Below are 22,028 nucleotides of genomic sequence, written 5' to 3'. Positions count from 1 at the left end.
TCCGCGCCGACGGTCCGCGCCGACGGGTCAGGGCCGACGGTCAGGGCCGGGGCGCACCGTGCGCGGACCCGTGACCTCGGCGCCCAGTTCGCCCACGCGGCGCCGCAGCTCGCGATCGGCGGTGACCACCAGCCGGGGCCTGCCCGGCGCCCCGGCCACCAGTTCCACCACACGGTCGTCGCCGCTGCCCGGCGCCTCGTCGACACGGACCCCCGGGACGGCGGCCACCCCGCGTGCCGCGCCCTCCACCACGAGGACGATCTCCAGGGGGCCGGGGTGCTCGGGCAGGCCCCGTTCGGCGAATTCCGTCAGGGCGTCCCTGAGCCGTTCGGCGGCCCCGCGGCGGTCGCGCCACCAGCCGTCCGGTACGGACCCGACCACGTTGGCGCCGTCCACGATGAGCAGAGTCGTCATGCCCTCACCGTGCCAGATCGCCCTCGGCCGAGGGCGCGTGACGACCGAGGCGGTGTCGGCGGCTGACCGGTACTGGGGCGGGCCTCGGTGAGCGGCTCGCCCCCGATTAAGGTGAACCGGTGAACGTCGACTGGCTCATACGTGGCCGCGACGGCAGGCTCAGTGCGTACCTGCTGTCGGAGGCTGTCGTCCACTGCCGGGCCGAGCGCGGGCCCGGCGGTCCCTGGGACCCTCCGCGCATCGTGGGCGGTACCCAACGCCTGCACTCCGTCATGGCCCTGGGGCAGGGAACCGATCGCTACACCCACCTGGTCTCCTGGCGGCCGACGGTCCGGGAGGAGTCGGGCCTCGTCCACTCGACCCACTACCGGCCGGACCTCTCCGCGCTCGACTGGCATGCGATCGGTCACCCCGACCGCACCGGGGGCCGTACGGGCAACCCGGCCGTCGCGGTCGACGCGGTGGGCCGCGCCCATGTCTTCGTCCGCAACAAGAGCGGCGGGGTGAGCATGATCGGCCAGAAGGAGAAGGGCGGCTGGGGGCCCTGGCGCGACCTCAAGGGGCATGACGTCCAAGGGGACTTGGCGGCGGTGACCGGGATGTCCGGCCTGGTCGAGCTGTACGCGGCCGTCCCGGGCGGCGTTCTGCACTGGCGCCAGGAGAAGGCGGGCGAGCCGCCCGTCCTGGACGAGGCCCTCGAGGCGCCGGTCCGGCCGGGCACCCTGCGCGCGCTCGCGACCTCCGGGGACGCCACCACGCTCTACTTCACCGACGACGCGGGCGATGTGTGCGCCTGGCGTCCCGGCACCAAGCCCGTGGTGCTCCTGGCCTCGGCCGGCCCGGGTCCCGTCTGCGTCATCCGCTGCCGACTGGAGGGCCACGACTGCACGTTGCTCGCCCAGCGCGCGACGAGCGGGCGGGTGGGCTTCGCCGCCTACCCGACCGAGGACGAGTCGGCGGGCGCGTGGTGGACGGAGTCGGGTCCCGAACTCCCCGCCGACGCACTGGTGTCGCTGGCGGAGGACGAGGAGGGCCGGGTGGTGGCCGCGACGCTCGCCCCCGGCACCGGCGAACTCCGGGTCACCCGCCGCAAGGACGAACCGGGGATCGCCCTGGAGGCGTGGCGCACCGTCTGATCCTGTCGTCGCGGGACGGGAAGGCGGTCAGCCCCTCCGGCGATTCCAGGAGCGCGGTCCGGGGCGGAGCCCCGGGAACACGAAGGTGCCCCGCACGCCGACTCGGCGTGCGGGGCACCTTCGTGACTCGGTGGAGCGTTACGCCGGGACGCTGGCGACGCCGGCCGCCAGGAACCGCTTGCCGGTCACCCGCTCGGAGACACCCTCACGGTCCAGGTACGGCGTGATGCCGCCCAGGTGGAAGGGCCAGCCGGCGCCGGTGATCAGGCAGAGGTCGATGTCCTGGGCCTCGGCGACGACGCCCTCGTCCAGCATGAGGCCGATCTCCTGGGCCACCGCGTCGAGGACCCGGTCCCGCACCTGCTCCTCGGTCAGGACGACGTCGCCCTGCTTGAGGAGAGCCGCGACCTCGGGGTCCAGCTCCGGCTTGAAGCCGTTCTCGGCGGAGTAGACGTAGAAGCCGCGCTTGCCCGCCTTGACGACGGCCGCGAGGTTCGGGGAGACCGTGAAGCGGTCCGGGAAGGCCCGGTTGAGGGTCTCCGAGACGTGCAGGCCGATCGCGGGACCGACCAGCTCCAGGAGCACCAGCGGCGACATCGGCAGGCCGAGCGGCTCGATGGCCTTCTCGGCGACCTCGACCGAGGTGCCCTCGTCGATGACGTTCTGGATCTCGCCCATGAAGCGGGTCAGGATGCGGTTCACGACGAACGCCGGGGCGTCCTTGGTGAGGACCGCGGTCTTCTTCAGCTTCTTGGCGACGGCGAACGCCGTGGCCAGCGAGGCGTCGTCGGTCTGCTCGCCGCGCACGATCTCCAGGAGCGGGAGGATCGCGACCGGGTTGAAGAAGTGGAAGCCGACGACCCGCTCGGGGTTCTTCAGCTTCGAGGCCATCTCGGTGACCGACAGCGAGGAGGTGTTGGTGGCGAAGATCGCGTGCGCCGGGGCGACCGCCTCGACCTCCGCGAACACCTGCTGCTTGACGCCGATCTCCTCGAAGACGGCCTCGATGACGAAGTCGGCGTCGGAGAAGCCCTCGGCCTTGTCCAGCACACCGGAGACCAGGGCCTTGAGGCGGTTGGCCTTGTCCTGGTTGACGCGGCCCTTGAGCAGCAGCTTGTCGATCTCGGCGTGGACGTAGCCCACACCCTTGTCGACGCGCTCCTGGTCGATGTCCGTGAGGACGACCGGGACCTCCAGGCGGCGCAGGAAGAGCAGCGCCAGCTGCGAGGCCATCAGGCCCGCGCCCACGACGCCGACCTTGGTGACCGGACGCGCGAGCGACTTGTCCGGCGCACCCGCCGGGCGCTTGCCGCGCTTCTGGACCAGGTTGAAGGCGTAGATGCCGGAGCGCAGTTCGCCACCCATGATCAGGTCGGCGAGCGCCACGTCCTCGGCGTCGAAGCCCTTCTGCAGGTCTCCGTCCTTGGCCTCGGCGATGATGTCCAGCGCGCGGTAGGCGGCCGGGGCGGCCCCGTGCACCTTGCCGTCGGCGATGGCACGGCCCCGCGCGACGGCCTGGTCCCAGGCCTCGCCGCGGTCGATCGCCGGGCGCTCGATGGCGATCTCGCCCTTGAGGACGGCGGCCGTCCAGAGCAGCGACTGCTCCAGGAAGTCGGCGCCCTCGAAGAGCGCGTCGGCGATACCGAGGTCGTAGACCTGACCGCCCTTGAGCTGCTTGTTCTGGTTGAGCGAGTTCTCGATGATCACCGAGACGGCCTTGTCGGCGCCGATCAGGTTCGGCAGGATCGTGCAGCCGCCCCAGCCGGGGACCAGACCGAGGAAGACCTCGGGCAGCGAGAAGGCCGGCAGGGCCGCGGAGACGGTCCGGTAGGAGCAGTGCAGACCGACCTCGACGCCACCGCCCATCGCCGCGCCGTTGTAGTACGCGAAGGTCGGGACCGCGAGGCCCGACAGGCGCTTGAAGACCTCGTGGCCGCCCTTGCCGATGGCGAGCGCGTCGTCGTGCTCCTTGAGCAGCTCGACACCCTTGAGGTCGGCGCCGACCGCGAAGATGAACGGCTTGCCGGTGACACCGATGCCGACGATCTCGCCGGCCGCGGCCTCCCGCTCGACCTGGTCGATGGCCGTGTCGAGGTTCGCCAGCGACGCCGGGCCGAAGGTGGTCGGCTTGGTGTGGTCGAAGCCGTTGTCCAGCGTGATGAGCGCGAAGCGCCCCGCACCGAACGGCAGGTCGAGGTGGCGTACGTTCGCGGACGTCACGACCTCGTCGGGGAACAGCTCGGCCGCTCCCTTGAGGAGTTCAGCTGTGCTCACTTGTCGCCTCCGGCGTCCTTGTGGTGCGGGTTCTCCCAGATGACCGTGGCGCCCATGCCGAAGCCGACGCACATGGTCGTCAGGCCGTAGCGGACCTCCGGCTGCTCCTCGAACTGGCGGGCCAGCTGCGTCATCAGACGGACGCCGGAGGAGGCGAGCGGGTGGCCGTACGCGATGGCGCCGCCGTACTGGTTGACGCGGGCGTCGTCGTCGGCGATGCCGTAGTGCTCCAGGAAGGCGAGCACCTGGACGGCGAAGGCCTCGTTGATCTCGAAGAGGTTGATGTCCTCGATCGACAGGCCGGCCTTGGCGAGGGCCTTCTCGGTGGCCGGGATCGGGCCGTAGCCCATGACCTCCGGCTCGACGCCCGCGAAGGCGTACGAGACCAGACGCATCTTGACCGGCAGGTCGTTCTCGCGGGCGAAGTCCTCGGAGGCGAGGATCGACGCGGTCGCGCCGTCGTTCAGACCGGCCGCGTTACCGGCCGTGACGCGGCCGTGGACGCGGAACGGGGTCTTCAGGCCGGACAGGTTCTCCAGCGTGGTGCCCGGACGCATCGGCTCGTCGGCGGTGACCAGGCCCCAGCCGGTCTCACCGGCGGCCGCGTTGGTGTTGCGCACCGAGATCGGCACCAGGTCCTGCTGGATCTTGCCGTTGGCGTACGCCTTGGCGGCCTTCTCCTGCGAGCGCACGGCGTACTCGTCGGCGCGGCGCTTGGTGATGGTGGGGTAGCGGTCGTGCAGGTTCTCGGCGGTCATGCCCATGAACAGGGCGGACTCGTCGACCAGCTTCTCGCTGACGAACCGCGGGTTCGGGTCCACGCCCTCGCCCATGGGGTGGCGCCCCATGTGCTCGACGCCACCGGCGATGACGGCGTCGTACGCGCCGAAGGCGATCGAGCCCGCGGTCGCGGTGACGGCGGTCAGGGCGCCGGCGCACATGCGGTCGATGGAGTAGCCGGGGACCGACTGGGGGAGCCCGGCGAGGATGCCGGCCGTGCGGCCCAGGGTCAGGCCCTGGTCACCGATCTGCGTGGTCGCCGCGATGGCGACCTCGTCGATCTTCGCGGGGTCAAGACCGGGGTTGCGGCGCAGCAGCTCCCGGATGGCCTTCACGACGAGGTCGTCGGCGCGGGTCTCGTGGTAGATGCCCTTCGGGCCCGCCTTGCCGAACGGGGTGCGGACGCCGTCGACGAAGACGACGTCCCTGACGGTACGAGGCACGATGGCTCTCCTCCAGATGCGGGATGGCACTGCTGCGCGGACACGCCTGAGCGCGCGCTCAGCACCCATGCTACTTACGAGTAACCAACCTGCCCAGTCCCGAGGGCGGGAGCGGCGAAGGTCACATCCGGAAGACTGACGCGGACCGGGGCCCGACGGGCGGATCTTGGCGCGAACTCGACGTGCCGGATCCGCTCCGAAGCCCCGTTCGGAGTAAACGGGGGAGCCGCGGGAGGCGGGCGGGCCTCCGGTGACCCCACTCGTCACGGCCGCCATGCCCGTCACCGGGACCCCGTCGGCAGCGGGTTCCCGACCGGAGGCCGGAACCGGAACGCGGCGGCATCCTCGCGAAAGGATGCCGCCGCGCGCCTCACGTCGACCGGCGGCCGCGTCGCGGCCGCCGGGACGGGGTGGTTCTCTAGTCGGTCTTGAGGGACAGCGCGGTCACCAGCACCGGCGTGACCAGCTCGACCTGCCAGGGCCGGGCTCCGAAACCGGTGAGCGCGGCGCCCACGGACCGCGTGTCCGGTTCGGCGGGCGGTTCCCAGCACACGCGGCGCACGGTGTCCGGGGTGATCAGGTTCTCCTGCGGCATGTTCAGCCGCTCGGCCAGCTCCGACACGGCGCTACGCGCGGCCGAGAGCCGGGCCGCGGCGGCCGGGTCCTTGTCGGCCCAGGCCCGCGGCGGGGGCGGTCCGGTCACCGGCTGGCCCGGCTGCGGCAGCTCCACGTCGGGCAGTGCCTTCGCCCGTTCGACCGCGTCCTGCCACTGCTCCAGCTGACGGCGGCCCATCCGGTGTCCGAAGCCGTTCAGCGCGGCGAGGGCGTGCACATCGGCGGGGACGGCCAGCGCCGCCTCGACGATCGCCGCGTCCCCGAGCACCTTGCCCGGGGAGATGTCCCGGCGCTGCGCGACCCGGTCGCGGGTCTCCCACAGCTCCCGTACGACGGCCATCTGCCGGCGGCGGCGCACCTTGTGCATCCCGGACGTGCGGCGCCAGGGTTCCTTGCGGGGCGGAGCGGGCTCGGCCTGCGCGATCGCGTCGAACTCCTGCCGGGCCCAGTCCAGCTTGCCCTGCCGGTCGAGCTCCTTCTCCAGGGCGTCGCGCAGGTCGACGAGGAGTTCCACGTCGAGCGCGGCGTAGCGCAGCCACGGGTCGGGCAGCGGGCGCGTCGACCAGTCGACGGCGGAGTGCCCCTTCTCCAGGGTGAAGCCGAGCACGCTCTCGACCATGGCGCCGAGGCCCACCCGGGGGAACCCGGCCAGCCGTCCGGCCAGCTCGGTGTCGAAGAGGCTGCCGGGGATCATGCCTATCTCCCGCAGGCAGGGCAGGTCCTGGGTGGCGGCGTGCAGCACCCACTCGGCTCCGGAGATCGCCTCGCCCAGACCCGACAGGTCGGGACAGGCGACGGGGTCGATCAGCGCGCTGCCGGCGCCCTCGCGGCGCAGTTGCACGAGATAGGCGCGCTGGCCGTATCGGTACCCGGACGCGCGTTCGGCGTCGACGGCCACCGGGCCGGATCCGGCGGCGAAGGCGGCGATCACCTCGGCGAGCGAGGCCTCGTCCACGATCACGGGCGGAATGCCCTCCCGGGGCTCGAGCAAAGGGATCGGCGCCGGTTCGACGTCGTCCGGAGGGCCGCCTCCGGTGGTTCGCAGTGAGCTGTCTGCTGCGGTCTCTTGGGCGTCGGTCACCTGTCAAGAGTATCTGTGTATGACAGACGCCCGTCGACGGAACGTTCCGTCGACGGGCGTCTGAGGGTCGTAAACCAGTCAGGCAAGTGAAAGATCCGGTTCACGCGCGCGGAGGGGGCCGGGATGGGGGCCTGGGTGGGGGAGGGGCGGGTGGTGTCGGGGAGGGGTCAGTGGATGATTCCGGTCCGCAGGGCCACCGCGACCATTCCGGCACGGTCGCCCGTGCCGAGCTTGCGGGCGATGCGGGCCAGGTGGCTCTTGACGGTCAGCGCGGACAGGCCCATGGAGACGCCGATGGCCTTGTTCGACTGGCCCTCCGCGACCAGGCGCAGGACCTCGACCTCACGTCCGGACAGTTCGCGGTAGCCGCCCGGGTGGCTCGGGGCACCCGGGGGGCGGCGGTGCATACGGGCGGCGGCCGAGCCGATGGGTGCGGCGCCGGGCCGGGTGGGGAGCCCGACGTTCGTACGGGTGCCGGTGACGACGTAGCCCTTCACACCGCCCGCGAGGGCGTTGCGCACGGCTCCGATGTCGTCGGCGGCGGAGAGGGCGAGGCCGTTGGGCCAGCCCGCGGCTCGGGTTTCGGACAGGAGGGTGAGGCCGGAACCATCCGGCAGATGGACATCGGCGACGCAGATGTCGCGCGGATTGCCGATGCGGGGACGGGCCTCCGCGACGGACGACGCCTCGATGACGTCGCGTACTCCGAGCGCCCACAGATGGCGGGTGACGGTGGAGCGGACCCGGGGGTCGGCCACGACCACCATGGCGGTCGGCTTGTTCGGGCGGTAGGCGACCAGGCTTGCGGGCTGCTCGAGGAGAACGGACACCAGGCCTCCTGGGGTGCGGGGACGGGGACCGGCTCTGGGGGGCGAGCCAGGACGAACTGTGCTTTCAAGGTCACAGACGTCTTCGGCATCAAACCCGTGGACCTTTAGAGAATGATCACGATGTGGTGAGTAACAATCCGTGCAATTCGGACACGCGATCGATCATCCGAAGATCGAACCGAGTCGTTCCGCGTCGATACGCGGCCGAAAGTGGTCGTATCGACAAAGGGACCGGTAAGAAAACGGAAAGGGCGCGCGCGTCGGCGCGCGCCCTCCTGAGGGTCAGCGGGACTGTGGTCCCCGGCGCTGCGGCAGCGTGACCACGGAGGCGTCCCCCGGGGGCACCGGCGGCAGCCCCGCGATCTGGCACAGCAGGTCGCACCAGCCCGCGAGGTGCGCGGCGGTGTCCGGGACGCCGCCGCGGCCCTCCCGGGGTGTCCACGACGCGCGGATCTCGATCTGGGAGGCGGCCGGGCGCTCCGCGAGCCCGCCGAAGTAGTGCGAACTCGCGCGCGTGACGGTGCCGCTCGCCTCGCCGTACGACAGACCGCGGGCCTGGAGGGCGTCGGTCAGCCACGACCAGCAGACCTCGGGAAGCAGCGGGTCCGCCGCCATCTCGGGTTCCAGTTCCGCGCGGACCAGGGTCACCAGCCGGAACGAGCCCTGCCAGGCGTCGTGCCCGGCCGGGTCGTGCAGCAGGACGAGGCGGCCGTCGGCCAGATCCTCGTCGTCGGCGACGACGGCGGCCTCCAGCGCGTACGAGTACGGAGCCAGCCGTTGTGGTGGTCGCGTCGGGTCGATCTCGATGTCCGGCCGCAGCCGTGCGGCCCGCAGCGCGTCGACGGCCGCCCGGAAGGGCAACGGGTCCGTCTCCGCCGCATTCCTGTCCTCCCCCTTCGCGTCGTCCATTCCGCCAGCGCCGTCCGACAGTCGTCCCTGAGCCGCAGCCATGCCGGGAAGATTAAGGGGAACGGAGCCCGCGCGCAGGGAGAGACACCCGTGCGTGGGACCCCTGTCCGGATCGAGCGGCGCGAACCCGGCCGCCCGGGTGCGCCGGAGCGGGGGCGGCCGGACCCGTCGGAGCCCGGGACGGTGGTGTCCGTGAGCCGTGGGAGACTTTGGGTCGTGAGCGCCAACCACAGCCCCGCAGGGCAGCAGCCGACAGCCACGTACGAGTCCGCCTTCCTCAAGGCGTGCAGGCGCGAGCCTGTGCCGCACACGCCCGTGTGGTTCATGCGGCAGGCCGGTCGCTCACTGCCCGAGTACCTCAAGGTGCGCGAGGGCGTCCCCATGCTGGAGTCCTGCATGCGGCCCGAGCTGGTCGCCGAGATCACCCTCCAGCCGGTCCGCCGGCACCGCGTGGACGCGGCGATCTACTTCAGCGACATCGTCGTCCCGCTGAAGGCCATCGGCGTCGACCTGGACATCAAGCCGGGCGTCGGCCCGGTCGTCCAGAACCCGATCCGCACCCGCGCCGACCTGGCCCAACTGCGTGATCTGACCCCCGAGGACGTCTGGTACGTCACCGAGGCGATCGGGCTCCTGACGGCCGAGCTCGGCGAGACGCCGCTCATCGGTTTCGCGGGCGCGCCTTTCACCCTCGCGAGTTACCTCGTCGAGGGCGGCCCGTCCAAGAACCACGAGCACACCAAGTCGCTCATGTACAGCGACCCGCAGCTCTGGGCCGACCTGCTCGACCGTCTCGCCGAGATCACCTCCGCGTTCCTGAAGGTGCAGATCGAGGCGGGCGCGAGCGCCGTCCAGCTCTTCGACTCCTGGGTCGGAGCCCTGGCACCCGCCGACTACCGCCGCTCGGTGATGCCCGCCTCCGTCAAGGTCTTCGACGCCGTGGCCTCGTACGGCGTGCCGCGCATCCACTTCGGCGTCGGCACCGGTGAACTCCTCGGCCTCATGGGCGAGGCAGGCGCGGACGTCGTCGGCGTCGACTGGCGCGTCCCGCTCGACGAGGCCGCCCGCCGCGTCGGACCCGGCAAGGCGCTCCAGGGCAACCTCGACCCCGCGGTCCTGTACGCGAGCACCGAGGCCGTCGAGGCGAAGACCCGCGAGGTGCTCGCCGCCGCCGCCGGTCTGGAGGGCCACGTCTTCAACCTCGGGCACGGCGTCATGCCGAGCATGGACCCCGACGCGCTCACCCGCCTCGTGGAGTACGTGCACACGCAGACGGCCCGCTAGGACCGAAGAGGACCGCCGGAACAGCCGGAAGCGGGTCCTCGGCCGGTTCCGCGTCCCCCGGATCACCAGCCGTGCCGCGCCTGTCTGCCCCAGAGCAGGCGGCGCGGTTCGGGCGGTGGCGGGGTGCCGGGGCGCAGCGGCCAGGCCAGCAGCATGCCGGCGAGGAAGCCGACCACGTGCGACGCGTACGCCACGGTGCTCGCGGCGGGCACGGCCGCGCCGGACGAGTACGCCGCCTGGAGAACGAACCAGAAGCCCAGCACGAGCCACGCGGGCAGCCGCAGCGGCAGGAACACCAGGAACGGGACCAGCACCCAGACCCTGGCCCTCGGATACAGCACCAGATAGGCGCCGAGGACCCCGGCGATCGCCCCGGAGGCGCCGATCAGCGGATCGCCCGACTCCGCGTTGACCAGCGCGAAGCCGTACGCCGCCGCGAAACCGCACACCCCGTAGAACAGCGTGAACCGCACGTGTCCGAGGCGGTCCTCGATGTTGTTGCCGAAGATCAGCAGGAAGAGCATGTTGCCCAGCAGGTGCAGCCAGCTCCCGTGCAGGAACATGGCCGTGAACACCGACAGGGGCGGCGACTTGTCGTAGTGCGGCGGGCCCACCACGCACCCCGCCCCGTGCGGCCCGCCGCCGCCGACCTCACCGGTCGGCACCACCGTGGGCATCCGATGGTGGATCAGTTCCTGCGGTACGGCGGCGTAGTGGTCCAGGAACGCGTGCAGATGACACAGCTGCGACAGTGCGCTGTCCCCGGCCACCGAGCCCGCGAGGCCGGGGGTGTAGAGGAACACGAGGACATTGGCGGCGATCAGCGCGTAGGTCGCATAGGGCGTGCGCCGCACCGGGTTCACGTCATGGACGGGAATGACCACGAGGAAGTACTGCCCCCGATGTGCCGGGCGAATCCGTGCCCACCGGGCTCCGGGAGGACGATGCGTCGGGCCCGGCGGCCGATGCGGCGCCCCACTGAACACACCCGCCCCCACGGCCGTATGAATCCTCAACCGCCCGCGCCGCGACGCGGGTTCGACGCGACGACGTGAAGACGTGAGGACAGGCGATGAGCGACCGGACAACTCCTCCGATGCAGGCCCTTCCCGACGGCGAGGCGGAGATCGCCCTGGTGCTGCACCTCCCCTGGGAGGACGTCGCCACGCTCGGCCAGGAGGCGGGACGCCTCGCGGCCCGGTTGCAGCGGCCCGTGACCCTGGACGAGGCCGTCAGCCATCGGCTGCGTTCCAACCGCTCCGCGGCGCACGCGAAGCCCGCCCAGACGTCGCCCCCGGTCACCCCGGCGGCCTCGGTCTCCTCGCTGCCGCCCCGGCCGCCCGCGGAGCAGACCCGGCAGACGATCGACCGCATCAACGGAACCGCGGGGCACGAGTCGGCCTAGCCGCCGTCCGGACGCCCCGGCCGCCGCCGTCCGGACGCCCCGGCCGCCGCCGTCCGGACGCCCCGGCCGCCGCCGTCCGGACGCCCCGGCCGCCGCGGGCCGGCGACCGGGCGCGCACCCGCCCGGCGACCGGTCTCCCCGCCACCCCGCTCTCCCGGGTCTCTCACGGGGCGCCGTCGCGCACCTTCGCCGCGGCCTTGCGGGCCGCCACCAGGACGGGGTCCCAGACCGGTGAGAAGGGCGGCGCGTAGCCCAGGTCCAGCGCCGTCATCTGTTCCACCGTCATCCGCGCGGTCAGCGCCACGGCCGCGATGTCCACGCGCTTCGCCGCGCCCTCCCGGCCGACGATCTGCACGCCGAGCAGCCGCCCCGTGCGGCGCTCCGCGAGCATCTTCACCGTCATGAGGGCGGCGTCCGGGTAGTAGCCCGCCCGGCTGGTCGACTCGACGGTGACCGCCTCGAACCGCAGCCCGGCCCGCCGCGCGTCCTTCTCGCGCAGCCCGGTGCGGGCGATCTCCAGGTCGCAGACCTTGCTCACCGCGGTCCCGACGACACCGGGGAACGTGGCGTACCCGCCGGCCACGTTGGAGCCGATCACCTGCCCGTGCTTGTTCGCGTGCGTCCCCAGCGCGATGTGCCGTTCCCGGCCGGATACCAGGTCGAGGACCTCCACGCAGTCGCCGCCCGCCCAGATGTTCTCGTGCCCGCGCACCCGCATCGCCAGGTCGGTGAGCAGCCCGCCGTGTTCGCCCAGCGGCAGTCCCGCCGCCCGGGCCAGCGTCGTCTCGGGGCGCACCCCGATGCCGAGCACCACCACGTCCGCCGGGTACGTGGCGTCCTTCGTGACGACCGCGCGGACCCGCCCTCCCCCGGGGGAGGCCCCCTCGTCGTCGGTGAGCACCCGGATGACCTCGGCGTCGTCGACCATGGTGATGCCCATGCCCTCCATGGCCGTGTGCACCAGCCGGCCCATGTCCGGGTCGAGCGTGGACATGGGCTCCTTGCCGCGGTTGACGACCGTCACCTCGAACCCGCGTTTCACGAGGGCCTCGGCCATCTCCACGCCGATGTATCCCGCGCCGACGACCACGGCGCGCCCGCCCCCGGCCGCCGCCAGGGTGTCGAGCAGGGCCTGCCCGTCGTCCAGGGTCTGCACGCCGTGCACGCCCGGCGCGTCGATGCCCGGCAGATCGGGGCGGATCGGGCGCGCGCCGGTCGCGATCACGAGCCTGTCGTACGACGTCCACGCCTCGGCCCCGGTGTCCAGCTCCCGCGAACGCACCCGGGCGCCCGCGACGTCGATCTCCGTGACCTCCGTACGCATCCGCAGATCGATGGCGCGCCCCCGGTGCTCCTCGGGCGTCCGCGCGATCAGCCGGTCGCGTTCGGGGACGTCGCCCCCCACCCAGTACGGGATGCCGCACGCCGAGTACGACGAGAAGTGGCCCCGTTCGAACGCCACGATCTCCAACTCGTCGGGACCACGCAGTCGGCGCGCCTGTGACGCGGCGGACATGCCCGCCGCGTCACCGCCGATGACGACCAGTCGTTCCCGGGCCCCGCCGCTGCCGCTCGCATGAATCACACTCATACGAACACGCTACGGGGGCCCGGCACTTCACTCCTCCTCGGCGTGCTCCGCGGACCCGCCGCGGTGGGACGGAGCGGCCTTCGGCGGCGCGCCCCCGCTTCCCGGGGCGGGCTCGGAAGCCGGACGGGCGCCCGGAACGGGGGCGGCCGGACCCGGGGCGACCGCCGGGGCCGGGGACGGGACCGGAGCCGGGGCGACGGCCGGGGACGGGCGGCGGGACAGCCGGGGGCGCACCACCCACGTCCAGACAGCGACGATCACGGCGAGGACCGCCGCGAAGGGCAGGAGCGCGCCGATCGCCAGGGCCAGCCAGCGCACCACGGTGACCAGCACGTGCCAGCCGCCCGAGAGCGCGTCCAGGAAGCCCGGGTCCGCGTCCTCCTTCGCGGCCTTCTTCACCGGGGTCTCGGACAGCGAGAGAGTGATCGTGGCCAGGCTCGTACGGTCCTTCAGCGACGCCTGCTGGGCGAGCAGCGACTCGAGGTCGGCCTGCCGACTGCTCAACTCCCCTTCCAGAGCGACCACGTCACTGAGCTTGGTCGCCTTGTCCATCAGCTCGCGGACCCGGATCACGCTGGCGCGCTGCGACTTGAGGCGGCTCTCCACGTCCACGACCTGGTCGGTGACGTCCTGCGCCTTGGCCGTCCGCTCGACCACCTTGCCGGTGCCCTCCAGATCGGCCAGCACCTGGTCGTACCGCTCGGTGGGCACCCGCAGGACGACGCGGGTGCGCTCGTGGCCCCTGCCGTCGCGGGTGGTGGTCTCGTTGCCGACGTAGCCGCCGGCGTTCTCGGTGGTGGTCCGGGCGTCGTCCAGCGCCGCGGGCACCTCCTTGACCTCGACGGTCAGGGAGGCCGTGCGGATGATGCGGTTCACGGTCACCTTGGGCGGGGCGGCCTTGCGTCCGCCCGAGCCGTCGCTCCCGGCCGCCCCCGAGTCCGCCTGCTCCGCGGGGCCGGCCTTCGCGTCCCCGGCGTCCTGGGCGAAGCCCCTGTCGCTGCCGCCCGTCGAGTCGTCGGCGTCGCCGGCACCGCATCCCGCCAGTGCGAGGGCGGTGACGAGGAACATCCCCGCCATGAACCGGGCCGGGCGGGCCGTGCGTACGGACGGAGCGGGCGGGGCGGGTGAGATGGGTGGGACGGACGGCACCTCTCGTGCCGGACGTCCGGAACTGCGTGTGAGCATGCGGGCCTACCCCCAAGGTCTTGACGACTGACGCTTCTTCGACGCCGGACCGGCACGAGACGTTGGGGTGTTCCGGTCCCGATGCGGTCACGGTCCGGACTCGCGCGGGACACCGGGCTCCCCTCCGGGGGCGTCGGCGGAGTCTGAGAGGGTGGAGACATGCGCGAAGAGGACACTTCCACGGGTTCGGGACACGTCGTCGTCGTCGGCGGGGGGATCGCGGGACTGGCCGCCGCCCACCGCCTCCTGGGGGGCGGCGCCCGCGTCACCGTGCTGGAGGCGTCGGACCGCGTCGGCGGCAAGCTGCTGCCCGGCGAGATCGCGGGCGCGCGCGTGGACCTCGGCGCCGAGTCGATGCTGGCGCGCCGCCCGGAAGCCGTGGACCTCGCCCGCGAGGTCGGACTCGGCGACCGCCTCCAGGCGCCCGCCACCGCGACGGCCTCCCTGTGGAACCGCGGTGCCCTGATCCCCATGCCCAAGGGGCACGTCATGGGCGTTCCCGGCACCGCCTCCGCCCTCGCCGGGGTCCTCTCCGACGAGGGGCTGCGCCGCGTCGAGCGGGACGCGGACCTGCCGCGCACCGAGGTGGGCGACGACATCGCCGTGGGCGAGTACGTGGCGGCACGCCTCGGCCGCGAGGTCGTCGACCGACTCGTCGAACCCCTCCTCGGCGGCGTGTACGCGGGCGACGCCTACCGCATCTCGCTGCGGCTCGCCGTCCCCCAGCTGTACGCCGCCGCCCGCGGCCACACGTCCCTCACGGAGGCGGTCCGCGAGATCCAGGCCAAGGCCGCCACCGCCGGGCAGACCGGCCCGGTGTTCATGGGCATCGACGGCGGGGTGGGCCGACTGCCGCTCGCCGTGGCCGAGTCCGTGACGGCGCGCGGCGGCGAGATCCTCACCGGGACACCGGTGACCGCGCTGCGCAGGACCGCCGCGGCCGATCCGGCCACCGGTGGACGGCCGCGCGCGGCCTGGCGCGTCGTCGCCGGGGACCGTGTCCTGGACGCCGACGCCGTCGTCCTCGCGCTGCCCGCCCCGGCCGCCGCCGCGCTGCTGCGGGCCGAGTCGCCCGCCGCCGCCGACGAACTGGCCGCCGTGGAGTACGCGTCGATGGCCCTGGTGACCCTCGCCTACCGCAGCGCCGACATCACCCTCCCCGAGGGAAGCGGCTTCCTGGTGCCGCCGGTCGACGGCCACACCATCAAGGCGGCCACCTTCGCCTCCCGGAAGTGGGGCTGGATCGCCGACCGGAACCCCGGCCTGACGGTCCTGCGCACCTCCGTCGGACGCCACGGCGAGACGGAGGTGCTCGGCCGGCCCGACGCCGACCTGGTCCGGGTGTCCCGGCACGATCTGCGCGAGGCGACCGGGCTCGACACCGACCCCGTGGAGACCCTCGTGACCCGCTGGGACGACGGACTGCCCCAGTACCCCGTCGGTCACCACGCGCGCGTGGCCCGCGTCCGCGACCACGTCGGAAGGCTCCCGGGCCTCGTGGTGTGCGGCGCGGCCTACGACGGCGTCGGGATCCCCGCCTGCATCGCGTCCGCGTACGCGGCCGTGGACGGCCTCCGCGGCGACACCGAGGGCCTCGACGCGCTGCGCGCCGCCCCGGTGCAGAGCCTGCACGGCGGAGCGGGAGAATAGCCCCATGAGTGACGACGCCCCCACCACCGAGTCCGGCAGGGTCCCGAACAAGGGCAAGCTGGCCAAGGACCTCAACGAGACCATCCGCTACACCCTGTGGTCCGTCTTCCGGCTGAAGGACGTGCTGCCCGAGGACCGCGCCGGTTACGCCGACGAGGTCCAGGAGCTGTTCGACCAGCTCGCCGCGAAGGACGTCACCGTGCGCGGGACCTACGACGTGTCGGGGCTGCGCGCCGACGCCGACCTCATGATCTGGTGGCACGCCGAGACCGCCGACCAGCTCCAGGAGGCGTACAACCTCTTCCGCCGGACGAAGCTGGGCCGCTCCCTGGAGCCGGTCTGGTCGAACATGGCGCTGCACCGGCCCGCCGAGTTCAACCGCTCGCACATCCCGGCGTTCCTCGCCGACGAGACGCCCCGCGACTACGTCAGCGTCTACCCCTTCGTGCGCTCCTACGACTGGTACCTGCTGGCCGACGAGGACCGCCGCCGGATGCTCGCGGACCACGGCAAGATGGCCCGCGGCTACCCCGACGTGCGCGCGAACACGGTCGCCTCGTTCTCGCTCGGCGACTACGAGTGGATCCTCGCCTTCGAGGCCGACGAGCTGTACCGCATCGTCGACCTCATGCGCCACCTGCGCGCCTCCGAGGCCCGGATGCACGTCCGCGAAGAGGTCCCGTTCTACACCGGCCGCCGCAAGGACCTCGCCGAACTGGTCGCCGGCCTCGCCTGACCCGCACGACGAAGGCGGGCGCCCTCGGGAGGACGCCCGCCTTCGCTCCACGTGATCGCCGTCAGGGAGCCTGCCGGACCGCCTTCGTGGTGCCGGCGGGCCCGGAGGTCTTCGACGACACGGCGCCCGCGCCGCTCTTGGCGTCCTCGGGGGTCCCGCCGCTCCGTGTGTCACCGGCCGGTGGCTGCGGCTTCGGCGCGGCGTGCGGCGCGCACGCCGCGCTCCGCTCGGGGAGCCTGCCCTCCAGCAGGTAGGCGTTCAGGTAGCCGTTCACGCACTTGTTGGGGCCGCCCCCGATCCCGTGGGTGCCGGCGCCGTTCTCGGTGACCAGCACCGAGCCCCACAGCCGCCGCTGCAACTCCCGGGCGCCCTCGTACGGCGTCGCCGCGTCCCGTTCGGCGGCCAGGATCAGGGTCGGCGGCAGTTCCCCGGGCAGCGTCCGCACGTCGAGCGGCTTCTGGCGCGGCGCGGACCAGTACGCGCACGGCAGGTTCAGCCACACGTTGTCCCAGGTCTCGAACGGCGCGACCTGCGCGAGCCGGGTGTTGTCGCGGTCCCAGACGCGCCAGTCGGTCGGCCAGGGCGCGTCGTTGCACTCCACGGCCGTGTAGACCGCGTTGCCGTTCTCCTGCTCGGCGGCCGCCTCCGGATGCGGTCCCGCCACCTGGATCAGCGGCTTCGCGTCACCCTTCAGATAGGCCGACAGCGCCAGCGCGCGCTGCGGCCAGTAGTCGTCGAAGTACCCGGCCTGCAGGAACGCGCCCTGCAACTGCGCGGGTCCCACCGTGCCGCCCGCGGGCGAGGCCCCGAGCCGCTCCCGCGCCCTCTCGTAGGAACGGAGCACCTCCTCGGGCGTCCGGCCGAGCCCGTACACCTTGTGGTGCCGGGCCATCCACGCGCGGAAGTCCGCCCAGCGGACCTCGAAGGCGGCCGACTGGTCGAGGTTGTTCCCGTACCAGACCTTCCCGGGGTCGGGGTTCACCGCCGAGTCGAACACCATCCGGCGGACGTGCGAGGGGAACAGCGTCGCGTACAGCGAGCCGTAGTACGTCCCGTACGACGCGCCCATGAAGGTCAGCCTCGGCTCCCCGAGCGCGGCGCGCAGCACGTCCAGGTCGCGGGCGTTGTTGAGCGAGTTGTAGTGGCGCAGGGCGGATCCCGAACGGAGGGCGCAGCCGCGGGCGTACGCCTTCGCCTCCGCGATCCGTTCCCGCTTGTACGCCTCGGACGGGAACGTGGGCGACTGCAGCGACGTCTTCGGCCGGCGCTTCGGGTCCCGGCAGGAGAGCGGCGCGGAGCGGTCGACGCCGCGCGGGGCGTAGCCGACGAGGTCGTACGCCGCCCCGATCGGCTTCCACTCGGGGAGCATCCCGATCAGCGGGAAGTACATGCCGGAGGCGCCCGGACCACCGGGGTTGTAGACGAGGGCACCCTGGCGCGGCACCTTCCGCTTCGGGTTGTGCGGGTCCTTGCCGGTGGCCTTGACGCGGCTGACGGTCAGTTTGATCCGCTTGCCGTCCGGGAGCGCGTAGTCGAGGGGCACCGTGACCGTGCCGCACCGGAGGCTGCCCGGCAGGCGTTCCACCTCGGGGCACTTGCCGAAGCGGATGCCGGCGGCCGCGGCGCGCTGGGCGGCGACGGCGGTACCGCGCGCCTCCGCGGAACCGGCGCCGCCGGGCCAGGCCGGTGTACCACCCGCCGGAGCGGCGACGAGGCCCGTCAGGAGCAAGGACCCTGCGGTTCCGTGGAGGACGGCAGCTCTCATCGCGAATCCCTTCAGCGCGCGGCAGCGACAAAAAGGATGTTTCGTCGGGCAGTTGGCGAAGTAAAGCACCGGCCGCCGGTGTCGGCGCCAATGACCCCGATGCGCCCCCCTGGCGGCTCGTCAGCCCCCCTCGTGAGCCCCCTGCGGCCAGGCGCCGCGGTCCCGGTGCGCCAGGGCGGCGCGCACCTCCGGCTCGCCGACCGCGCGAACGCCGCGCACGGCCACGGAGGTGAGGTACGTACGGTCGTCCGCGGATTCGCCCGGGTGCCGGGCCAGGGTGCCCAGCAGCCGTTGCCCGGCGGGGGAGGCCCAACGGGTGCAGGGGTGCGCCTCGAACCGGGCGATGGCGAGACAGCTCACCGTCAGGATGAACGGGAGGGCGAACCAGACGGCCACCGGGACCCCGCTCCCGGCGGCCTGGGACGGCAGCAGCAGGGCCACGACGGCCAGTGCGAGGACCGCGACGGCGGCGGCCCGGACGTGGCGGACGCCCTCCGCGACGGTGGTGCGGGCGCCGTCGGGGACGGCGAGGCCCGCCGCGACCAGGCGGTCGGCGAGACGGCGTACCGAGTCCGCGGCGGCCGCGGCCGCCCGCACCGGCGCTATCCGGGACTGGCCCTCCGGACCGATGGCCCGGATGACCGAGCGCTCCATGTCGTCGCGCCCGCGCGGGTCCACCACCGTCGCCCAGCCGGTGTGCGCGAGCAGCAGCCGACGCTGCCGGGCCATCGACACCAGGGTCAGATCGGCCACCCGGGCCGGGCCGCCGGACAGGAAGGCCGCCTCGTACAGCGTGAGGTCGTGGCCGCGCGGCGCGTCGGTGTCGGCCGTCGCGGCGTGGACGGCGGCCAGACAGAGGCGGGTGCAGGAGACGCCGGCCGCCACCCAGGCCAGGAGCAGGAGAAGAACCCAGAACATGGCGTTTTTCTATGCGAAGGGACGGGTGGACGCCAAGCCCTGTTCCCCGTGCGGGACGGAGCGTTGCAGGTATGAGACGTTCCGGTTCGTGGGTGTCGCGCGCCGGGCGGACGTTCTGACGCACCCTCATGGAGTCGTGCTCGGGTTGGGGCGCGAGGCCGCAGGTGGGAGCGGATGGCCCGGGGACGCGGTCACCGGGACCGGCGGGCGCGGCGACGACGTCGGGCCGGGCGGCGCGGGGGAGGCGGTGAGCGGGGCCGGGACGGAGGTCGCGGCGTCCCGGGCCAGCGCGTCGAAGTCCACGTAGCCGGTCGCCTCCAGGACCTTGATGTGGTCGAGCACGGTGGTGTTCGCGTCGTCCGCGAGATCGCGTACGAGCGAGTTGCGGGTGTTCGCGCGGACCTGGGCGACCACGGCGAAGACCTTGCCGTGCGCCGCGCGCAGGAGGTTCGCGAAGTCCCGGTCGTACTCCGTGCCGTGGGCCGCGTTCAACGTGTCCAGCCACTGACGCTGCTGCGGACTGGGCTGGTTGGGCAGCTCCAGGCCCAGCCGCGCGGCGACGTTGCGGACCCGGGCGTCCAGGAACGTGTGCCCTTCGATGAGGTGCTCGCCGGCCGTCCGTACGGCCCCGGTGGTGCCGCGTTCCTGGGCCTGCTGGCCCGCGGGCAGCTCCCAGAGCCCGGCCTGCCGCACCTTGGTGACGAACTCCCGGTCCAGGGCCGACAACGGGCCGAACCGGGTCGGCACGCTCTGCGCGTTCAGGGAGTCCAGACCGGTGCCGGCGCGGTCCGCGTACGACCAGATCGGGAAGGCCAGCGCGACCAGCGTCGCCAGGAGGGCGGCGACGACGAGCCCTGTGCCACTGACCGATCCGGTGCGGTTGATGGATCGCATGGTGCCTCCTGTTGCGGCACCGCACGCTAATGCGCTTCGCGTGCGGGTGGGCATGCTACTGCGGCCGCTACGCCGACTGCCGTACGGGAGGATCCGATCGAGCGGAGGGAGGAAGGTGCCGATCGCGGTAGTCCGAGCGCGCGTCAGACCGCCCTGAACCCCCAGCAAACGGACGCGCACGCCACCTTCACAAGAAGGGGTGTTACTCCGGGCACACTTCGCGGAAACGGCGCGGCCCGGGGTGTCGTCGGGCCCGCGCGAGCGCTCCGTGGCGGCGCCGGTGGAGGGAACCGGGCGGCGCGTTCACTGGCCGAGCAGCGCCCTGCGCGTGGCGCGGGCCAGTCGTGCCACGGGGCGCCGTGACAGCGGGGCCGGACCCGACCGCTCCAGCCACCAGTCGCGCAGCCGCCGGGTGTCCGCGCCCTCGGGGAGCCCCGTGAGCAGCAGCCGCTCGGCGAAGTCCAGGGCGTCGCGCCGGTACCCGCCGGTCATCGGATGCCGCTGCGCGTACGCGAGGAACGCGGGCCGGTAGCCGGCCGCCAGGATCTCCGGCAGCTCCGGAGCCACCTTCGCCACGACGTCCGCCCGCTTGCCGGCGAGCGCGCGCGCCTGCACCCCGAGCCGGACGCGGTCGAACCCCTCGGGCACGGGGGTCCCCGCGACGAGCGCGGACAGCAGCGCGGTCTGCCCCAGTGCCAGCCGCTGCCGGGCGGCGTCCGCGGCGGGGCCGGAGCCCGGGACCGCCGGGCCGCCCACCGGCGCGGTCGTGCCCGGCCCGCCGGTACCGGCCGGACTCCCCGCCCGCTCCAGCGTCTCCCGGATCGCCGTCAGTTCGCGCTCCAGCTCGGCCGGTTCGGGGAAGTCCTCGTCCCGTTCGAGGAGGACCCCCGGCGGGGTCACCCGCGAGGCCAGGTCCGCGAGGATGTCGAGAACGGGCCGGGGAACGGGGTGGGCGTGGCTGTCGTGCCAGACGCCGTCGCGTTCGAAGCCGCCGGCCACGTGGACGTAGGCGATGGCCTCGACCGGGAGTTCGTCGAGGGCCTTCGCGGGGTCCTCGCCGCGGTTGACGTGGTTCGTGTGCAGGTTGGCCACGTCGATGAGGAGCCGGACGCCGGTGCGGTCGACCAGGTCGTAGAGGAACTGCCCCTCGGTCATCTCCTCGCCGGGCCAGGAGATCAGCGCGGCGATGTTCTCCACCGCGAGGGGGACGGGCAGGGCCGCCTGGGCGACCCGGATGTTCTCGCACAGGACGTCCAGCGCGTCCCGGGTGCGCGGGACCGGCAGCAGGTGCCCGGCCTCCAGAAGCGGCGACGCGGTGAGCGGGCCGCCCGCCCGTACGAACGCGATGTGCTCCGTGACGAGCGGGGAGCCCAGTGCCTCGGCGCGTTCGGCGAGCGCGGTGAGCCGGGACTCGTCGGGGCGGTCGGCTCCGCCCAGGCCCAGCGAGACCCCGTGCGGCACCACCGTGACACCCCGCTCGCGCAGCCGCAGCAGCGACTCCGGGAGGTGACCGGGGCACACGTTCTCCGCCACGGCCTCGACCCAGTCGATGCCGGGCATGCGCTCCACGGCCTCGGCGATCTCCGGCCGCCACCCGATTCCCGTACCCAGCCGCATCGGCTCGCCCATGTCCCCTCCTCGGTCACGACCTCGACCGGGCCTGCCTGCGTGTCGTCCCCTCACGACGGCCCGTGTTCCGGCGTGCCCCTGTGATGGCCCCGGGAGCCGGGGCCGAACCCACCGGAGACGACGTTCAGAGCAACATTTGAGGTTTCGGGAGACTGCCGGGGATCTCGCCCAGCTTCGAGGAACCGCGCCGGGGCGTCACCGGCGCGCCGAAGGCCATGCGTCCGGGTCGCGGCCCAGCAGCCGTAACGCCTCGGACAGGGGGTCCGACCCGGACGGTACGTCCAGCGTCGGCCCGAACGCGAGGTCCGGCCCCCTGGCGGCGGGGTCGGCCGGGACACGGCGGGCGGCGGCCGCCGCCGCTTCGAGGACGGAGCCGGACAGTGCGAGACGGATGCCGAGCGTAGCCCGGTCGGCGCGGCGGTCCGCCGGGCCGCGTCGCACGGGGCGGAGCGGACCGGTGCCGACCAGGACGAGCGCGGCGCCCCTGCG

The 22,028-nt window shown here is 73.2% G+C and carries 19 protein-coding genes; 5 read left to right on the top strand and 14 right to left on the bottom strand.

Features of this window, described 5'->3' with window-relative positions; translation table 11 throughout:
• Window positions 1–27: 27 nt before the first annotated feature.
• A complete protein-coding gene (locus tag ACFYW7_RS16525; protein WP_389502580.1) occupies window positions 28–414 on the bottom strand; it encodes an NTP pyrophosphohydrolase in 387 nt (128 codons plus the stop codon).
• A 119-nt stretch (window positions 415–533) separates the two neighbouring features.
• Here ACFYW7_RS16525 and ACFYW7_RS16520 point away from each other — a divergent pair, with 119 nt between their 5' ends.
• Window positions 534–1,550 carry a hypothetical protein gene (locus tag ACFYW7_RS16520; protein ID WP_389502578.1) on the top strand — a complete coding sequence of 339 codons (1,017 nt, stop codon included), beginning with the start codon at window positions 534–536 and terminating at the stop codon, window positions 1,548–1,550.
• 138 nt (window positions 1,551–1,688) lie between these two features.
• Here the strand turns inward: ACFYW7_RS16520 and ACFYW7_RS16515 are convergent, their stop codons facing one another.
• The 5 genes from ACFYW7_RS16515 to ACFYW7_RS16495 all read right to left on the bottom strand — a co-directional run bounded on the left by ACFYW7_RS16515 (window position 1,689) and on the right by ACFYW7_RS16495 (window position 8,524).
• Window positions 1,689–3,824 (bottom strand): 3-hydroxyacyl-CoA dehydrogenase NAD-binding domain-containing protein, encoded by a 2,136-nt coding sequence (locus tag ACFYW7_RS16515; RefSeq protein ID WP_389502576.1) that lies wholly within the window; start codon window positions 3,822–3,824, stop codon window positions 1,689–1,691.
• The gene (locus ACFYW7_RS16510; RefSeq protein ID WP_389502574.1) at window positions 3,821–5,047 is read right to left on the bottom strand and encodes a thiolase family protein; all 1,227 of its coding nucleotides are present in this window, start codon (window positions 5,045–5,047) and stop codon (window positions 3,821–3,823) included. The genes ACFYW7_RS16515 and ACFYW7_RS16510 overlap by 4 nt, the downstream gene beginning before the upstream one ends.
• Window positions 5,048–5,465: 418 nt before the next feature.
• Complete coding sequence (locus ACFYW7_RS16505) at window positions 5,466–6,743, bottom strand: ribonuclease D (protein WP_389502572.1); 1,278 nt, start codon at window positions 6,741–6,743, stop codon at window positions 5,466–5,468.
• 167 nt (window positions 6,744–6,910) lie between these two features.
• The gene (locus ACFYW7_RS16500) at window positions 6,911–7,573 is read right to left on the bottom strand and encodes a response regulator transcription factor (protein ID WP_019073943.1); all 663 of its coding nucleotides are present in this window, start codon (window positions 7,571–7,573) and stop codon (window positions 6,911–6,913) included.
• Window positions 7,574–7,855: 282 nt separating this feature from the next.
• The gene (locus ACFYW7_RS16495) at window positions 7,856–8,524 is read right to left on the bottom strand and encodes a DUF3000 domain-containing protein (protein ID WP_389502570.1); all 669 of its coding nucleotides are present in this window, start codon (window positions 8,522–8,524) and stop codon (window positions 7,856–7,858) included.
• 174 nt (window positions 8,525–8,698) lie between these two features.
• Between ACFYW7_RS16495 and hemE the strand changes: the two genes are divergently transcribed.
• On the top strand, window positions 8,699–9,766 hold the full coding sequence (gene hemE, locus ACFYW7_RS16490; protein ID WP_389502566.1) for a uroporphyrinogen decarboxylase: 1,068 nt from the start codon (window positions 8,699–8,701) through the stop codon (window positions 9,764–9,766).
• A 62-nt stretch (window positions 9,767–9,828) separates the two neighbouring features.
• Here hemE and ACFYW7_RS16485 read toward each other — a convergent pair whose 3' ends face one another.
• Window positions 9,829–10,650 carry a rhomboid family intramembrane serine protease gene (locus ACFYW7_RS16485; protein ID WP_389502564.1) on the bottom strand — a complete coding sequence of 274 codons (822 nt, stop codon included), beginning with the start codon at window positions 10,648–10,650 and terminating at the stop codon, window positions 9,829–9,831.
• 188 nt (window positions 10,651–10,838) lie between these two features.
• Between ACFYW7_RS16485 and ACFYW7_RS16480 the strand changes: the two genes are divergently transcribed.
• Entirely contained in the window at window positions 10,839–11,171 is a 333-nt protein-coding gene (locus ACFYW7_RS16480; protein ID WP_389502562.1) for a hypothetical protein, read from the top strand.
• A 163-nt stretch (window positions 11,172–11,334) separates the two neighbouring features.
• On the opposite strand, the gene ACFYW7_RS16475 is transcribed toward ACFYW7_RS16480, so the two are convergent.
• Together ACFYW7_RS16475 and ACFYW7_RS16470 are read right to left on the bottom strand one after the other, a co-directional pair.
• Entirely contained in the window at window positions 11,335–12,762 is a 1,428-nt protein-coding gene (locus tag ACFYW7_RS16475; RefSeq protein ID WP_389502560.1) for an FAD-dependent oxidoreductase, read from the bottom strand.
• A 27-nt stretch (window positions 12,763–12,789) separates the two neighbouring features.
• A complete protein-coding gene (locus ACFYW7_RS16470) occupies window positions 12,790–13,830 on the bottom strand; it encodes a DUF4349 domain-containing protein (protein WP_389502558.1) in 1,041 nt (346 codons plus the stop codon).
• Between the two features lie 276 nt (window positions 13,831–14,106).
• Between ACFYW7_RS16470 and hemG the strand changes: the two genes are divergently transcribed.
• Together hemG and hemQ are read left to right on the top strand one after the other, a co-directional pair.
• The gene (gene hemG / locus ACFYW7_RS16465; protein WP_389502556.1) at window positions 14,107–15,597 is read left to right on the top strand and encodes a protoporphyrinogen oxidase; all 1,491 of its coding nucleotides are present in this window, start codon (window positions 14,107–14,109) and stop codon (window positions 15,595–15,597) included.
• A 4-nt stretch (window positions 15,598–15,601) separates the two neighbouring features.
• On the top strand, window positions 15,602–16,333 hold the full coding sequence (hemQ, locus tag ACFYW7_RS16460; protein WP_389502553.1) for a hydrogen peroxide-dependent heme synthase: 732 nt from the start codon (window positions 15,602–15,604) through the stop codon (window positions 16,331–16,333).
• Between the two features lie 61 nt (window positions 16,334–16,394).
• Here the strand turns inward: hemQ and ACFYW7_RS16455 are convergent, their stop codons facing one another.
• The 5 genes from ACFYW7_RS16455 to ACFYW7_RS16435 all read right to left on the bottom strand — a co-directional run bounded on the left by ACFYW7_RS16455 (window position 16,395) and on the right by ACFYW7_RS16435 (window position 21,980).
• Window positions 16,395–18,098, bottom strand: a complete 1,704-nt coding sequence (locus tag ACFYW7_RS16455) for an alpha/beta hydrolase (RefSeq protein ID WP_389502550.1) — start codon at window positions 18,096–18,098, stop codon at window positions 16,395–16,397.
• A 120-nt stretch (window positions 18,099–18,218) separates the two neighbouring features.
• Entirely contained in the window at window positions 18,219–19,016 is a 798-nt protein-coding gene (locus ACFYW7_RS16450) for a TIGR04222 domain-containing membrane protein (protein ID WP_389502548.1), read from the bottom strand.
• 126 nt (window positions 19,017–19,142) lie between these two features.
• Entirely contained in the window at window positions 19,143–19,910 is a 768-nt protein-coding gene (locus tag ACFYW7_RS16445; protein ID WP_389502546.1) for a DUF4142 domain-containing protein, read from the bottom strand.
• 303 nt (window positions 19,911–20,213) lie between these two features.
• The gene (locus ACFYW7_RS16440; RefSeq protein WP_389502753.1) at window positions 20,214–21,527 is read right to left on the bottom strand and encodes a DUF692 domain-containing protein; all 1,314 of its coding nucleotides are present in this window, start codon (window positions 21,525–21,527) and stop codon (window positions 20,214–20,216) included.
• Between the two features lie 207 nt (window positions 21,528–21,734).
• Window positions 21,735–21,980, bottom strand: coding sequence for a hypothetical protein (locus ACFYW7_RS16435; RefSeq protein WP_389502544.1), 246 nt, complete (start codon window positions 21,978–21,980; stop codon window positions 21,735–21,737).
• Window positions 21,981–22,028: the final 48 nt, after the last annotated feature.

It is taken from the genome of Streptomyces sp. NPDC002580, from assembly GCF_042889485.1.
In the GTDB taxonomy this organism is placed as follows: Bacteria; Actinomycetota; Actinomycetes; order Streptomycetales; family Streptomycetaceae; genus Streptomyces.
This window is presented reverse-complemented; position numbering and strand designations above follow the sequence as displayed.